Genomic DNA, 14965 nt, shown 5'->3' with positions numbered 1-14965 from the left:
GCGCGGAACGGCGCAGCGCCGATGAGACCGACGACGATGCCGGCGCCGGATCCGTCCTCCGCCACGACGGCCGATTCGGTGATCATGAAAGAGTCATCCCTTCCCTGGGCAGTGGGGCCGCCGGTCGTTCGAGTGCGGTCCGGACGAGGTCTGTCACGGCTCGGCGGTCGACCTTGCCGTTGCTGTTGCAGGGAAGCCGGCCGACGGTGAGCACTCGCCTGGGCACCATGTAGCCCGGAAGGGCGCGGACGAGTTCGGCGCGCACATGGACCGGGTCGCTGTCCGGGGCCAGGCAGACGGCATACAGTCCCAGCACGTCAGCGGTGTCGGGTACGGCCACGACGACGGCGTCGGTGACGCCGGTCAGGGAGCGCAGCGCCGCCTCGATCTCGCCGAGCTCCACTCGGTAGCCGTTGATCTTCACCTGCTGGTCGGTCCGTCCGAGGAAGGTCAGGGTGCCGTCGCGTGTGGTCACCCGGTCCCCGGTGCGGTACCAGTGGTCCCGCGGGACTGCCGTTTCGCCCACCACGGTGGGCGCGGGGTGGAACCGTCCGTGGTTCGCCTCCGGGTCCAGATATCCGTCGAAGCGCTGCGGCCCCCGGACACACAGCTCGCCGTCCGCGGCCGGGAGCCCCGATTCGTCGAGTACGGCGTGTTCGAGCCCCGGATAGGGCAGGCCGATCGGCAGGACGCCGTTGGGCGTGACCGGCCAGTCCCCGGGATCCTGGGGCAGGGTGAAGTCGCTACAGCTGATGGTGAGTTCGGTGGGCCCGTAGAGATTGGTCAGCGTGCTCTCGGGCGCGCCCGCTTTCCAGGCCCGGGCCTGCTGCGAGGTGAGTGGTTCACCGCAGAACAGGCTGTGTCGCAGTGAGGGCATGCTGTCCGGCAGCAGCCTTCCGCCGGCCTGCGCCCTGCTGATCGCCGACGGCACCGAGAACCAGTGGGTGAGGGCGTTGTCGGCGATGAAGCGGACCGGCCGCAGCAGGTCGTTCCGGCTCGGCACGACCAGGGTGGCTCCCGCGGACCAGACCGCGAAAAGGTCGAACACGGACAGGTCGAAGGTCAGGTCGAAGCACTGTGAGCACCGGGCACCGGGGGCGAGACCGTACCTGTCCCGGACCGTCTCCAGGAACGCGGAGACGTTGCCCTGACGGATCGGAACCCCCTTGGGCGTGCCCGTCGAGCCGGAGGTGAACAGCAGGTACGCCTCTGCCTCGGGTACGTCCGGCAGTGGCGGCACCGGAGCCGGTGGCTCTCCCTGAAGCAGCGTCGGGTCCACGGCCAGCACACGGATCCCGTCGACTTGCGGAGCAGCCAGTCGCGGGTCGGCCAGCACCAGACCGGTTCCGGACGCCGCCAGCATGTACCGCGTCCGCGCCTGTGGGAAACCCGGGTTGAGCGGGACGACGGACCTGCCCAGGCGCTGGATGGCGAGGTAACCCGCGTAGGCCATCACGCTGCGCTCGGCCAGGAGACCGATCCGCCGGGGAACCGTCTCCGACTCCTGGCGGATACGTGCCGCGAGGGACTCCGCCATGTCGGCGAGGTGCCGGTAGCTGAAACGCACGCCGTCGATCTCGACGGCTGTCCGGGGGCCGTACCGGGCGACCGAAGCGTCGAACCAGTGGTAGAGCATCATGGCGTCCCCCAGGGCAGGAAGGGGCGACGAAGCGTCGGTCGGCGAACTCCTGAACCACGCCCCACGTGACGGTTGTCGGCGCCGAGACGGAGCCTGCCGTCGCCACGAGCGGAACGAGCGGGACGGACGGAACGAGCGGGCTCAGCCATCGCTCGTCGCCTTCGCCGTGTCGCGTTCCGGGAAACCCACGCCGAGCAGGGAGAGCAGAGGAGTGGCCTTGACAGCCGTCTCCTCGAACTCCGCGACCGGGTCGGACATGGCCACGATCGCGCCACCGACCCCGTAACCGACGCGACCGGGCTGCGCCACGAGCGTGCGGATGGCGATGCTCAGGTCGACGCTTCCGGACAGCGAGAAGTAGCCGATCGCACCGGAGTAGATACCGCGGGGCCCGTTCTCCAACTGGTCGATGATCTCCATGGTGCGCAGCTTCGGCGCTCCGGTCATCGAGCCGCCGGGGAAGGCCGCACGGACGCAGTCGACCGCGCTGCGATCGGGGCGCAGCCGGGCCGTCACGGTGCTGATCAACTGGTGGACGGTCGCATAGGTCTCGACGGCGAACAGCTCCGGGACGGCCACCGAACCGGTCGTCGCGACCTGGGCGAGGTCATTGCGCAGCAGGTCGACGATCATGAGGTTCTCGGCCTGGTCCTTCTCGCAGCGGGCCAGATCCTGCCGGAGTTCCCGGTCCTCCTCGGGCGAACGGCCACGGGGGCGCGTGCCCTTGATCGGCCTGGCCTCCACGCGCCGCCGGCCGTCGACACGCAGGAAGCGCTCGGGGGAGGTGCTCAGGACGGACAGGTCGCCCAGGCGGAGCAGTGCCGCGAACGGAGCCGGATTGTCCCGGCGCAGCGAGGTGTAGGCGGACCACACGTCCAGCGTGCACTCCGCGTCGAGCATGTTGGTCAGACAGATCTCGTAGCTCTCGCCTGCGGCGATGGCGCGCTGGCAGGACTCGATGAGCTCCAGGTAGGTGCCGCGGTCGTGGCGCAGCTCCACGGGGGCCGCGACCCGCTCCTGTTCCGCCGTCGAGGAGCGAGGAGCACCGGCCGCGGCCCGGATACGAGCGCGGGTGGCCGCGAGCCAGCTCCGCGCCGGCGCCTCGTCCCCGGTGTGCAGGGCAAGGAGGTAGGTCGTGGCGGTGCTGTGGTCGAAGACCACACACCGGTCCGCGAACAGCAACGACGCGTCCGGGTGCTCGGAGCGGTGGCGCAGGCGGCCGCCGCACTGGGCCTTGAGTTCGTAGCCCAGATAGCCGACCCAGCCGCCGCGGAAGTCGAAGGGCAGCTCGCCGCCACCGACGACCTCGGCGGTGCGCAGACGATCGTCCAACCAGTCCAGGAGCGGCCGGACTTCCGTGTGGGTGCGCTGTCCCGAGCGGACGGTGACCGTGCCGTCGAAGACGTCGGCCGTGACCACCTCCGAGAGGGGGCCCTCGGCCGCTCCCATCACCGAGAAGCGGCCCAGACGTGGATCGGGACGGCTGCTGTCCAGCCAGAACGCGAAGGAGTGGCCGAGGAAGAGGGTCTCGTAGACCTGCTCCGCGTCGCACGTCGTGGGAAACTCCTCGACCAACAGGCGGTACTTCACTCGCCTCTTGACGTCCGAGCCGCCCGGTACGGCCGACCGCGGGCGCCGCGAGCGGGCGCGCCTGCCGTGCCGCAGATTCCATTCACCGCTCAGTTCCCCGAAGTTGGCCAGCAGCCGGTGCCCGTGCTCCGTCGCGATGGACTCGGGATGGAACTGCACCCCCCACTGGGGGCGCTCGCGATGCCGCAGCGCCATCAGTATCCCGTCGGGCGTCCAGGCCAGTGCCTCGAGTTCGTCCGAGAGGTGGTCGACCGCCCACGAGTGGTAGCGCACGACCTCCTGCGGCGACGGTATGCCGGCGAACAACCCCGTGCCGTCGTGGAGAACGGGGGACTTGCGGCCGTGCCGGGGTTCCGGGGCGAGCGCTATCGACCCGCCGCCGAGCGTCGCGATGCCCTGGTGTCCGAGACAGACACCGAGCAGCGGGATCCGGCCCGTCGCGATGACGTCGCGACACACACCGAAGTCGGCCGGAACATGCGGTGTTCCCGGGCCGGGAGAGACAACAACGTTGTCGAACCCGTCGAGGTGTTCCGTACGCCACCCGGGCTCGTCGTTGCGGATGACCGTCGGCTCGGTTCCGTTGATCTCGCCGAGATAGTGGGCGAGGTTGTAGGAGAAGGAGTCGTAATTGTCGATGAGCAGAGTTCTCACACGCGCTCCCTGAAACGATTCCGCGCAATGTCCAGGGCGACGGCGGTGTGCTCCAGATCCCGCTCCTCCGCCGGAGTGTCCAGAATGAAGGTCGTGTAGCCGAGTTCGACGTAGCGTCCGATCTCGTGCCCGACGGTGGCGTAGTCACCGACGAAGTACGGGCAGAAAGTCTTGTAGTTCTTGAAAGGCCGCATCCAGTACGTGCCGTGCTGCTCGGTCGCCTGCGAGAGCTGCTGATGCCATTGGGAATCGGAGTGCGCCATGGCGAGCCGATGGTTGATCCGTCCGGCCCGGTTCTCCGGGAAGCGCGCGAGGGCCACGTCCCACGCCTCGGCCGACGTCGGGCGGGTGATCACCCCGATGCGCAGGCCCTGGGCGATCGAGGGATCGGCGGGGGCCTGCTTCTCCGGTTGCTCCGGGTAGACGATGGCGGTCGCCGAGAGGGCCCGGGCGGCGGCCATCCCGGCCGGGGAGGAGCCGGACACCAGGAACCGGGAGCCCAGTTCCCGGGAGGGCACGGTCGGCAGGCGCAGTCCGGCCACGGAGTAGTAGGCGCCGTCGAAGGTCACCGGTTCCCGGGAGCCGAGCAGTTGCTTCATGATCGACGCGTACTCGACGGCACGGTCGTAGCGGGCGTCGTGGGGCAGGGCCTCGCCCATCGCCTCCAGATCTCCCGTGAACCCGCCGGCGACGATGTTCAGATGAACCCGGCGTCGGTGCAGATGGGCCAGACCGGCGACCAGCTTCGCGGCGGTGAACGGATGCATGTACGCCGCCTGGACGGCGACCAGCGGAGCCAGGTGCGTGGTCGCCTGGATGATGGTCTGGGCCACCAGCCAGGGGTCCACCGACCGGTTGTCGGTGTAGACCAGAAGCCCTTCGTAACCGGCGCGATCGCTCCAGCGCGCCACGTCCCGTACCCGTTCCAGATAGTCCGGGCCGTGCTCCTGCACGGAGGGCGGGCAGGTCCCGAAGACGGTGATGTCGCTCCCGGGCTCCTTCATGAGGCCGTCCCGTCGGCGGGGCCGGGAGCGCTCACGGCACCGTCGTCCAGCGGCCGGCGGCGGGTGAGCAGGGACACCGGCGCGGGACGCCCGGCGTCCTCGACGAGTTCGATCCAGTCCTCGGCGATGCGGAAGACAGCCGAGTTGAGGACCTGGGTGGCCGAGACCTCGGAGGGCTTCAGCACCTCCCACCGCTCAAGACTGAGGATCATGTACGGATCGAAGGCGGTCCAGACACCGTCGAGTCGGACCTCGGGCCAGAAGTGATGCAGTGAGTACGGACTGGACAGCAGCAGCCCGAAGCTGCGTCGGGCCTCGTATCCGTCTTCGTTCGCCCGCTGCACCAGATAGCGGCTGGCCAGTTCGCAGTTGGCGAGCGAAGTCGCCGCGAGGAAGGACAGATCGCCGTAGAGGGCCACCGGCAGGATGTGGAACCGGAACCGGGACACCTCGGCGAAGAGCTGCGGCAGCCCCTGGGGGACCTCCCCGGTGCGCCCGGAGGCGCCGACCTCGCGGTGCAGCGTGAACCGCCGGGCCGCGAGGTCCGGATCCGCCCCGAGGGCGAGCACTTCCTCGGGCAGGCGGAAGTCGCACTGATGGCCGGGCACGTCGGAACCGCATGCCGCGGAGACGGCGACCTCGTAGCGGACCGGGCGGTCGTCCACCACCGAACGGAAGATCTCGGGCCACCGCCGCATGGCGAGGTAGCGGGGCGAGGGCAGACGCAGGGCGAGAGAGGCGTTCGCCAGGTCCAGCTCGTCGAAGTACCGCTCGCCACCCGACGATCGGTGGGGCAACCCGAGATCGAGCAGATCGGACAGGGCCGGGTCGCCGAGCCTGAAGATCCTCAGGGCGGTCGAGGTGTCCTGGTCGAAGACCCGGTACCGGTCGGGAACCCGCCGTATCCTCTCCACGATGTCCCGGAGCGGTTCAGCGTTCATCCGGTTCCTCCATGAGGCCGGAGAGGACGTTCCAGAGAACGCCGGGCGAGGAGAAGATCTCGAAGGTGATGACCTCGTCGGGGATCGTCACCCCGAAGGTCTCCTCAAGGGCCACCAGGAGCCGGACGACCGTGAGCGAGTCGATGCCGAACGCCGTCAGGTCGGTGCTCTCCTGGAGCGGCTCGTCCGGACCGACCAAGCCGGCCAGGCACTCTCGCAGCACAGCCTCGAACTCGGGGTTAAGTGTGGTGGCCGTGGGTTGCTCAGACACCGGTGACCTCCCTCAGCACACCATCGCCAGCCATGACCCCGTCATGGCTGGCGCCGTCTGAGACGGCTCTCCCGTGCGGCACGTCGGTCTCCCCTGGAAGTACGGAAGGCGGTTGTCTGCGGTGACGACTGGGCGGCGGCAATCCTCGGTCCGCCGTCAGTCCGCTGCGACGAAGCGGTCCGGGCTGACGTCGGCGAGGTACCGGTGCACGGATCGCGCCGAGTTCAGCGTCTGCATGACATCGATGTCAGGAGGCTGCAAGTCATAACCGAAACGCTCGCCGAGCACGTGCTGGAGCCAGACGAAGCTGAAGGAGTCGATGGCTATCTGCGTGTCGTACTCGACGGAAGTGTCGACCATCTGAAGGGCCATGCATTCGGCGATGATCGCCGTTATTTCTTCACGCGTTATCACTGCTTCTTCACGTCCTTGCGCCTTCGTCGAGGTGGCTACGGGGGGAATGCGTCGGGAACGTGGAAAAGTGCCCCACCGGATGGCCGGAGGGGGCTTTCTTAACGATCACCGTACGGCCAAGTCGGCCTCCCTCCCCGGGCATTGCCCAACCATTGGACGAGCATGGTCAAACGTTGAACTAGTCCCGGCGATCGCGGGAGTTGGTGTTCCGGAGCTGGTTTCCCGGCGCCCGGCGCGCGAGGATGCACTCTCCGGCTGATGTCGAGGGGGCCTCGGGATGGGTTCGCACGCGGCACGGAACCGTCGCCACGGCAGGCGGGCCCTGGCGATGTCGGTGACGGTCGCGAGCGCGGCCGTGCTGCTGGGACTCCCCCGGGCCGACGGGGCCCCCGGCCAGGCCTCCGCCTCCGCCGACGCCTGTCGCACCGTGGGCGCCGGCCTGCCCCGCGGTGACTGCGGGCCCTTCTGGCAGGTGCTCGCGGAGGACTTCAACGGTGACCGGGTGCCGCTCGGCGCGTTCAGCGACTGCGACCACCGCGTCGACACCTCCGGCGCCCACTGCGGGGGCCTGACCGGCACGTACCGCGACAACTGGTGGGCCTATCCGACCGGTTGGCCCGACACCGCCACCAGCCGGAACCGGGACGTGACGGGTGTCTACCACCCCGAGGACACCGTGAGCGTCGGTCCGGCGGCGAACGGCGACGGACGGATGTCCATCCGCATGTGGCGGCCCGAGGACGGGGGCCCGGTGCACGCGGCGGCGGTGGTTCCGCGGGCGGTGATGGAGATGAAGTACGGCAAGTACAGCGCGCGGATCAAGGTGGTGAAGTCGGCCCCGGGCTACAAGTCCGCCTGGCTGCACTACGGCGGGGGCTGCGAGATGGACCACCCCGAGGGAGAGTGGACCGGCGCCCTGACCGCCTTCCACCATCCCTGCGGCGGCGGAGCGCAGGGGTACTTCCCGGGAGCCGACGACTGGACCGAGTGGCACACCGTGTCCACGGAGTGGACGCCGGGACACGTGCGTTTCTTCGTCGACGGGCGGCAGATCGGACACGACACCCGCGCGGTGCCGGACCGTCCGCTGTCCTGGGTGCTCCAGAACGAGAGCGCTCTTCAGGGCCCCGGAGCGGCACCGGGCAGCAGCGCGCAACTCGACATCACCTGGGTCGCGGCGTACGCCTACGACTGGAAGTGACCGCCCGTGCGACGAAAGTGACCGAATTCCTGAAGTCGCGCACGGGCTGGGTTAGCCTCGTCTTCCATTTGGGTGGCGAACTGGCGTGCGCCGAACGTGACTTCGAGGGACTTCTTGTCGGGACAGCAGCCGATGCCGGCGGACGATGTTACTGCCGCGCTGCGGCGGACCGGTGCCTCACCCCTGCGGCTCGGCGACCCGCGGCGGGTCGGCCCCTATGCGCCGGTGGCCCTGCTCGGCAGCGGCGGCATGGGGCGGGTCTATCTGGCGCGCACCGCGGACGACGGCCCCGGGCTGGTCGCGGTGAAGGTGATCAGGCCGGAGTACGCGGAGGATCCCAGGTTCCGGCGCCGGTTCGAGCGGGAGGCCTCCGTGCACGCCCGGCTGCGCACACGGCACACACCGCGGTTGTGCGGCACGGGCTTCGAGGACGAACTGCTGTGGATGGCCACGGAGTACCTTCCCGGCTACGACCTGGCGGAAGCCGTCCGGGAGGACGGCACCCTCGGGACGGCCGCGGTCTGGCGGCTGGTGGCCGAGCTGGGGCAGGCGCTCGTGAGTCTCGGCGCCGAGGAGATCGTGCACCGGGACCTGAAGCCGTCCAACGTGCTGCTGTCCGTCCGGGGCGCCCATGTGATCGACTTCGGCATCTCGAAGGCCGTGGACGCGAGTGCGATCACCGGTACGGGCAACCGGGTGGGGACTCCGGCCTACATGTCGCCCGAACACCTGCGGGAGGGCCGGTCCGACACCGCGTCGGACGTGTTCTCGCTGGCCGGGACACTGGTCTACGCGGCGACGGGGCGTGCCCCGTTCGGCGACGGCACCGGCGTCGACGTGATGCACCGGGTGGCGTTCGAGGAGCCGAATCCCGAGGTGGTCCGTGAGGTCTCGGCGGCGGACGCGGAGCTCGGCGCGCTGCTGACCGCCTGCCTGGCCAAGGAGCCCGAACAGCGGCCCACCCCGCGGGAACTGGTCGACGCGGCCGGAGCGCGGTCCGTGCCGGCCACCTGGCCCGAGCCGCTGGGCGGCAAGGTGCTGGCCCGGCAGCAGGCGTACGAGGCACTGCACCGGCTGCCCGTCGCGGACATGGCCCGTCTGCGGTCCCCGGGTGACCTGCCGCCCGCTCTCTCCGCCCTGTCCGCCTCGCCCGCGCGGGTGTCCCCTCCTGCCGCGCCCGTCCCGGAACCTCCCGCGAAGGCCGGCCCGGCGACGGCTCCGGCCCGGTCCCGGCGGAAGCCGTTGCTGATCGCCGTCGCGGGTGTCTCGGTCTGTGCCGTGGCCGTGGTGGCCCTGCTGCTCCTCCGTCAGGATCCCCCCGCCGCCGCCTCTCCGGAGACAGGCGTCACCGGGACCGTCGACACCGCACCCGGTGCCGGCGCGGCCACGGGGGTGTCTCCGGGCACGGGCGGACAGTCCCGCCCGGAGCTCGACGGCGCCTTGGACGAGAACGTCGAGGACAGGACCGGGACCACCGTCCCCCGGCCCGGGGCCTCGGGCTCCGCCGGCGACGAAGGCGAAGGCGACGAGGGACTCGACGACGGCACCACCGCGGGGACCACTCCGGACGCCTCCCCCACCCCCACGCCGTCCGCCGCCGACCCCTCCGCCGGCACCGGCACCGCTCCCTGGCTCTCCGACTGCACCCACTACTCGGGCAACGGCCGCACCCGCCTCGGCGACAGCGGCAAACGCGTACAGCAGGTCCAGTGCATGCTGACCAAGCGCGGGTACGGCGTCGGGAGCAGCGGCGTCGACGGCGAGTTCGGGAGCGGCACGGAGACCGCGGTGCGGGCGTTCCAGAGCGACCGCGGACTGGCGGCGGACGGTGTCGTGGCCCGTGACACGTGGGGCGCGCTGCGCAGCGCCGAGTGACACGCGCCGACGACGCTATGACCCGTTGAGGGCCAGGGGGTTGGGCAACGGCAGATAGCGCGCGTCCGCCCCGTCCGCGCCGGTCCAGCGCAGCAGCAGGTTGGTCTTGCCGGGGAGGGTCGGTGAGGCGAGCAGGGCGGCGGTCTCGGGCAGGTCGTGCCGGGACAGTTCACGGCGGGCGGCAGGCCAGGGGTCGAGGCCGGGGTGCCGCTCGGCGAGGGTGGCGGCGACCTCCAGCAGATGGTTCACGACCAGGCAGTACACCAGCCGCTCCCACCCGGCCGCCCGGGACACCTCGGGCAGCAGCTTCACGCCCTCGGCGTCCCGGAACAGCGCCTGCACGGGCGTCCCGGCCGCGTCCACCGCGACCAGCGTGTTCTGAAGGTGTGCTTCGAGTACGACGCCGTGGTCGGCGAAGGCCGCGAGAGCGGGCGGGATCACCGCGCCCAAGTAGGCCTCCCACCAGCCCGCCGGGTCCTCCGTGCTGTCGAGGGGGCTGCCGTCGAAGCCCTCCACCAGCCCGGCGGCCAGCAGCGGGGTCGTGCCGGGCGCCACGTGCTCGCGCAGTCCGTCGCGGACGAGGACGGCGAGTTCCTCGAAGGCGAAGTCCGCGGTGCGGTAGCCGCGGTCGCTCAGCCAGGCCCCCGGACCCGCGGCGAGGGCCCTGGTGGCGGCCGCGTCGGTGCGGCGCAGCTTGAGCAGGTCGTGGCGCCACAGGCGGCGGACGTCGTTGGTGATGCGCACGTCGAGGCTGAACTTCAGGAACAGGTCGGGCTCGGGGGCGTACATCGTGCGGATCGCGGCCGTGGGCCAGGTGTCGAAGCCGGTCGTGCCGAGCCGGATCAGGCGGCCGTCGGCGAAGGCGGGCGCGAGGTCGACCAGGTCGAGCTGCCAGGGGTGGGCGGGCAGCAGCCGGTAGCCGGGCGGGGCCTGGCCGAGCGCGTCCAGGGCCGAGGTGTCGCCGTCCTCGACGACCGCGTCCTCGCGCAGCCCGAGCAGCGTCAGCGGGAAGCGGGCGTGGGCCTCGGGGGCGTAGGGCAGCCAGCCGGCCACGGGGCCGCCGCCGCGGGCCTTGGGGGCGGGGTGGTGGGGGTGGCCGGTGACGAGGCACTGCTCGGAGCGCAGGTAGGGGTCCTCGGGGGGCGTGGCCCGGGCGCGCGCGGTGAGCAGGGCGGCCACCGCGTCCCGGCTGTCGGTCATCTCGGCCGGCAGTTCGGGGTTGGACAGCCCGGTGTGCCGGACCAAGGTCTCGGCGACGAGCTTGACGAGCTCGGGATGGCGCACGGGCCGCCAGCCGTCCGCGACGGCCACCTCGGGGTGGCCGGGCCTGCGGTCCCCGCGCACCCGCAGCAGTCTGCCTCCCGGCAGCCGGTGGACGCGCGGGCCGCCGGGTTCGCCGGTGTGCGGGAGGGGTTCGGCGACCTCCCGCAGCAGGCAGTTCAGGAGGGGCGCCGCCGCGTAGGCGTCGGCGCGGGCCGCGACGTCGTCGCTCGGGGCGGCGTCGGCGGGGCCGGGCGGGGGGAAGGGATCCACGCGTTCCACTCGTTCTCTGGCGGTCCGTTCGGGCGGAGACGATCAGTATGGAGGTCGTCACCGCCTGTCGTGACGCCCCCTGGCCACCTGTCGTGTCATCGCCTTCGTACCCGAGGAGCCCGACCGTGCACCGTCCCCCCACCGCCGAGGCCGAGGTCGCCGCCGAGCTGGCCGTCGTACGCCCCGGTCTCGTGCCCCGGTACTCGGCCGGGCTGCCCGGCGCCCGCGCGGCCGTGCTGACCCGTCTCTGGCGTGCGCTGAGTCACGAACCGCTGCCCTGGGTCGCCGGCCGGGATCCCGGCCCGGAGGGACTCACCCTGCGTCTGGGGGACGGCCGCCGTCTGCACGGCCCGGCTCCGGACCCGTACGCCACGGCCGCGTACGTCACCGCCGTACGCCTGGACGAGGTGACGTACGACGATCCGGCGCGGCTGATGACCGATCTGGCCGTAGCGCACGGTACGGCCTTCGCCACCGAACTGGACCACAGTGTCGCCTCGTTGGCGCTGTCCCGGGCCGGGCAGGAGCCCCTCGCGGCGGCGTGGCCGGTGACGGACTGGGAGTGGGAGCAGCGGGTGGTCGACGGGCATCCATACCATCCCAACTGCCGTTCCCGGCCCGGTTTCTCGGTGGCCGAGCAGCTCGCCTACGGGCCCGAGCACGGGCCGCTGGTGCGGCTGGGACTGCTGCCGGTGCCGGCGGGCGAGTGTCTGGTGACGGGCGTGTGGCCGTCCGAACTGCGGGACGGGGAGCGGATGTTGGTGCCGGTGCACCCGTGGCAGGAGGAGCATGTGCTCAAGCGGTCCTGCGAGCGCGGGGTCGCGGCGCATCCGCTGATGTCGCTGCGGACCCTCGCCCTGCCCGACGGACCGCACGTCAAGACCGCGCTGAGCGCCCGTCTGACGTCCTCGGTGCGGGACATCTCCGTCTACTCGATCTCCCTGTCGGCGACTCTCTCGGCGTTCGCGGAGACGCTCGCGGCCCGCCTGGACGGCCTGCTGCACTTCACCCGCACCGAGGGCGCGATCACGGCCGACTCCCCCGATCTGGCGGCCGTGCTGCGCGAGTCGCCGCAGATGTACGCGGTGGCGGAGCGCGGGGAGCGGGTCGTGCCGGTGGCCGCCCTCCCCACCACCGACCTCCCCGGCTCCCCCGGCTGGCTCGCCGATTTCGCACGGCTCGCCCTGACGGCCGGTCTGCGGCTGCTGGACCTGGGGGTGGCCCTGGAGGCGCACGGCCAGAACCTCCTCGTCGTGCTGTCCGCGTCGGGCGCCCCGCTGCGCCTGGTCTACCGCGACCTGGCCGACATCCGGGTGAGCCCGGCCCGGCTGGCCCGGCACGGCATCCCGGCGCCCGCACTCACCGGACGGATCGTCACCGACGACGTGACGACCCTGCGGCGCAAGCTGTTCGGGTCCCTGGTGGCCGGAGCGCTCGCCGGTACGGCGGGTTCGCAGGCGGTGCTGCGGGAGGCGCTGGGGACGGCCGTACGGGATCTGCCGCGCACGCCCGATCTCGCGGCGCTGCTCGAACAGCCGCTGCCGGCGAAGGCGTTGACGTTGATGCGGTTGTCGCCGGGGACGCCCGGGGACCAGTGGACCGGGCTGCCCAATCCACTGCGGTGACGGTCCGGCGGCGTGCCTGAGCGGCCGTTTTGGAGCGGGGCACCACTGATCAATAAGATCCGCCGATGATCACAAGTAAACGGCTGGCGGCGGGCGTGTGCGCCCTGGTCGCCGCCCTGACGGCCGGGCTCGCCCTCCCGGCCGCGGCCCACGCCGGTGAACCCAGCGGTGAGGCCACCCCTCAGGTCGACCTGGTCCTCGACGTGAGCGGCTCGATGCGGGAGCGGGACATCGACGGCGGCACCCGGATGGCGGCGGCGAAGCAGGCCTTCAACGAGGTGCTGGACGCGACCCCGCAGGAGGTCCGGCTCGGCATCCGGACCCTGGGCGCCAACTACCCGGGGGACAACCAGAAGACGGGGTGCAAGGACACCGCGCAGCTGTACCCGGTCAGCACGCTGGACCGCACCGAGGCCAAGACGGCGGTGGCGACCCTCTCCCCCACCGGCTGGACCCCGATCGGCCCGGCGCTGCTCGCGGCCGCCGGCGACTTCACCGACGGCGCGAGTTCCAAGCGGATCGTGCTGATCAGCGACGGCGAGGACACCTGCGCGCCGCTCGACCCGTGCGAGGTGGCCCGCGAGATCGCCGCCAAGGGCATCGGACTGACCATCGACACCCTCGGCCTGGTCCCCAACACCAAGATGCGGCAGCAGCTCAGCTGCATCGCGGAGGCGACCGGCGGTACCTACACGTCGGTCGAGCACACCGACGAACTCACCGACAAGGTCAACCAGTTGGTGGACCGCGCGGCCGACCCGGTGGTGACGCCGGTGGCGACCGAGGGCGCGACGACCTGCGCGCAGGCGCCGACACTGAAGTCCGGCCTGTACACCGACCGCGAGGAGTTCGGGCAGCAGCGCTGGTACCGGGTGGACGTCGGGCCCGGCCAGGAGCTGCGGGCCTCGGTGAGCGTGGCGGCCGACCGGGCGGTGAACCCGGGTTACGGGGTGCTGCTCAGGGCGGTCACCGTGCACGGCCGGGAGATCGTGCGCGGCGAGGCGGCGGGCGACGGCCGTACGGATGTGATCTCCACGGGCCTGCGCTACCCGAAGGCGGAGAGCGACTCCGACGACGAGGCGCCGGCGGAGTCCGTGTGCCTCCAGCTCACCCACGCCTTCTCGGCGGCCGCCGGGGTGAAGACCACGCCCGGTCTGCCGCTGGAGCTGACCGTCGACGTGGTGGACGGGCCGTCACAGGCGGGCGACGTGGCCTCCTTCGGCCTCGGACGCGGCTGGTGGCTACTCGGCGCGCTCGTCCTGACCGGCTTCCTCGCCGGTCTGCTGTGGGGCTGGCTGTCGCGCTGGCGGCTCGCGGTCTGGAGGACCAACTGATGCGGATCACACGCGTGTTGAGCGCCGCGGCGCTGATGCTGGGCCTCGCCGCCGCCCCGGCGGCGGCCGACTCCTCACCGTCCCCCTCGGCCTCGCCGGACGGTGACGCGCCCACCCGGGCCGGCACCTCCTTCCGTACGGCGACCGAGATCGAGCAGGGACAGACGGCCACGGCGGACGGCTCGGCGGGCGACTACCTGTACTGGTCGTTCCCGGCGGACGCCGGCCAGCGCCCCACCGTGAAGGCGACGGTGAAGCTGCCCGAGACGCATGCCGCCGAGACCTGGCAGGTCGACGTGTACGACGGTCTGCGGCGCCGCCAGGCCTGCCAGTACGGCGCGCAGACGCGCACCGCGGCGGCGGACGCGGCCTCCGTGGAGCTGACCTGCGTGCTGCGCACGGTCCGCGCCTGGTCGGAGCCGTGGGCGAACGACCCGCTGCCGGGGACGTACTACGTCCGGCTGACGGTCACCGACCTGGCCACGGCCGACCTGGGCCTGCCGGTCGGGGCCGAGGTACGGGCCGACTCCAAGGACATCGGCGGCTCGGCCGCCGTGGACGGGTCACTGACCGAGCCGCTGGTGCCGGGGATCGCGGTGACGTCCCGGGCGCAGGGCGGCGGTTCGGAGTCGGAGTCGGATTCCGGGTCCGCCGTCCTGTCGGCCATCGAGCCCGAGGACGGCTGGTCGTCGGGCTGGTGGTCCGACCGGTGGGTGTGGACCGCGCTCGGCGGTGTGCTGGCCGCGCTCGCGGGGATCGGCGGATACGCGCTGACGCGGGGGTCGGGGCGGCCTTCGCGGGTGCCGCCAGGAGCCTGACACTCCGTCAAGAGTGCGCAGGAGTGCCCAGACGCTCACCGAGAAGGCCCGCTCCGGCGGGCCTTC

General features: G+C 71.7%; 12 protein-coding genes. 5 read left to right on the top strand and 7 right to left on the bottom strand.

The features are described from left to right. Positions 1–82: 82 nt before the first annotated feature. The 6 genes from SLINC_RS35890 to SLINC_RS35865 form a co-directional block, all read right to left on the bottom strand. On the bottom strand, positions 83–1639 hold the full coding sequence (locus tag SLINC_RS35890; protein ID WP_067442336.1) for an amino acid adenylation domain-containing protein: 1557 nt from the start codon (positions 1637–1639) through the stop codon (positions 83–85). A gap of 141 nt (positions 1640–1780) precedes the next feature. Next, entirely contained in the window at positions 1781–3883 is a 2103-nt protein-coding gene (pabB, locus tag SLINC_RS35885; protein ID WP_067442334.1) for an aminodeoxychorismate synthase component I, read from the bottom strand. Next, on the bottom strand, positions 3880–4887 hold the full coding sequence (locus SLINC_RS35880) for an LLM class flavin-dependent oxidoreductase (RefSeq protein ID WP_079164900.1): 1008 nt from the start codon (positions 4885–4887) through the stop codon (positions 3880–3882). The genes pabB and SLINC_RS35880 overlap by 4 nt, the downstream gene beginning before the upstream one ends. Further along, complete coding sequence (locus SLINC_RS35875; RefSeq protein WP_067442332.1) at positions 4884–5828, bottom strand: hypothetical protein; 945 nt, start codon at positions 5826–5828, stop codon at positions 4884–4886. The genes SLINC_RS35880 and SLINC_RS35875 overlap by 4 nt, the downstream gene beginning before the upstream one ends. Beyond that, positions 5818–6099: an acyl carrier protein gene (locus SLINC_RS35870; RefSeq protein ID WP_067442330.1), complete on the bottom strand. Its 282-nt coding sequence runs from the start codon at positions 6097–6099 to the stop codon at positions 5818–5820. The genes SLINC_RS35875 and SLINC_RS35870 overlap by 11 nt, the downstream gene beginning before the upstream one ends. A 156-nt stretch (positions 6100–6255) precedes the next feature. Further along, positions 6256–6513: a hypothetical protein gene (locus SLINC_RS35865; RefSeq protein ID WP_067442328.1), complete on the bottom strand. Its 258-nt coding sequence runs from the start codon at positions 6511–6513 to the stop codon at positions 6256–6258. 277 nt (positions 6514–6790) lie between these two features. On the opposite strand from SLINC_RS35865, the gene SLINC_RS35860 reads away from it, so the two are divergent. Further along, entirely contained in the window at positions 6791–7714 is a 924-nt protein-coding gene (locus SLINC_RS35860) for a glycoside hydrolase family 16 protein (protein WP_067442326.1), read from the top strand. Between the two features lie 132 nt (positions 7715–7846). Continuing rightward, on the top strand, positions 7847–9589 hold the full coding sequence (locus SLINC_RS35855; protein WP_067442324.1) for a serine/threonine-protein kinase: 1743 nt from the start codon (positions 7847–7849) through the stop codon (positions 9587–9589). Positions 9590–9604: 15 nt separating this feature from the next. On the opposite strand, the gene SLINC_RS35850 is transcribed toward SLINC_RS35855, so the two are convergent. Further along, a complete protein-coding gene (locus SLINC_RS35850; RefSeq protein WP_079164899.1) occupies positions 9605–11131 on the bottom strand; it encodes an IucA/IucC family protein in 1527 nt (508 codons plus the stop codon). A gap of 116 nt (positions 11132–11247) precedes the next feature. On the opposite strand from SLINC_RS35850, the gene SLINC_RS35845 reads away from it, so the two are divergent. The 3 genes from SLINC_RS35845 to SLINC_RS35835 all read left to right on the top strand — a co-directional run bounded on the left by SLINC_RS35845 (position 11248) and on the right by SLINC_RS35835 (position 14899). Then, positions 11248–12747: an IucA/IucC family protein gene (locus SLINC_RS35845; RefSeq protein ID WP_067442321.1), complete on the top strand. Its 1500-nt coding sequence runs from the start codon at positions 11248–11250 to the stop codon at positions 12745–12747. Positions 12748–12812: 65 nt separating this feature from the next. Continuing rightward, complete coding sequence (locus SLINC_RS35840; protein ID WP_067442319.1) at positions 12813–14081, top strand: VWA domain-containing protein; 1269 nt, start codon at positions 12813–12815, stop codon at positions 14079–14081. Next, positions 14081–14899 (top strand): hypothetical protein, encoded by an 819-nt coding sequence (locus SLINC_RS35835; protein ID WP_067442318.1) that lies wholly within the window; start codon positions 14081–14083, stop codon positions 14897–14899. Before SLINC_RS35840 ends, SLINC_RS35835 begins: the two co-directional genes overlap by 1 nt. Positions 14900–14965 lie beyond the last annotated feature (66 nt).

The sequence above is a fragment of the Streptomyces lincolnensis genome, from assembly GCF_001685355.1.
GTDB classification, from domain to species: domain Bacteria; phylum Actinomycetota; class Actinomycetes; order Streptomycetales; family Streptomycetaceae; genus Streptomyces; species Streptomyces lincolnensis.
The sequence above is the reverse complement of the archived record's forward strand: the minus strand, read 5'-3'. Positions and strand labels throughout refer to the sequence as shown.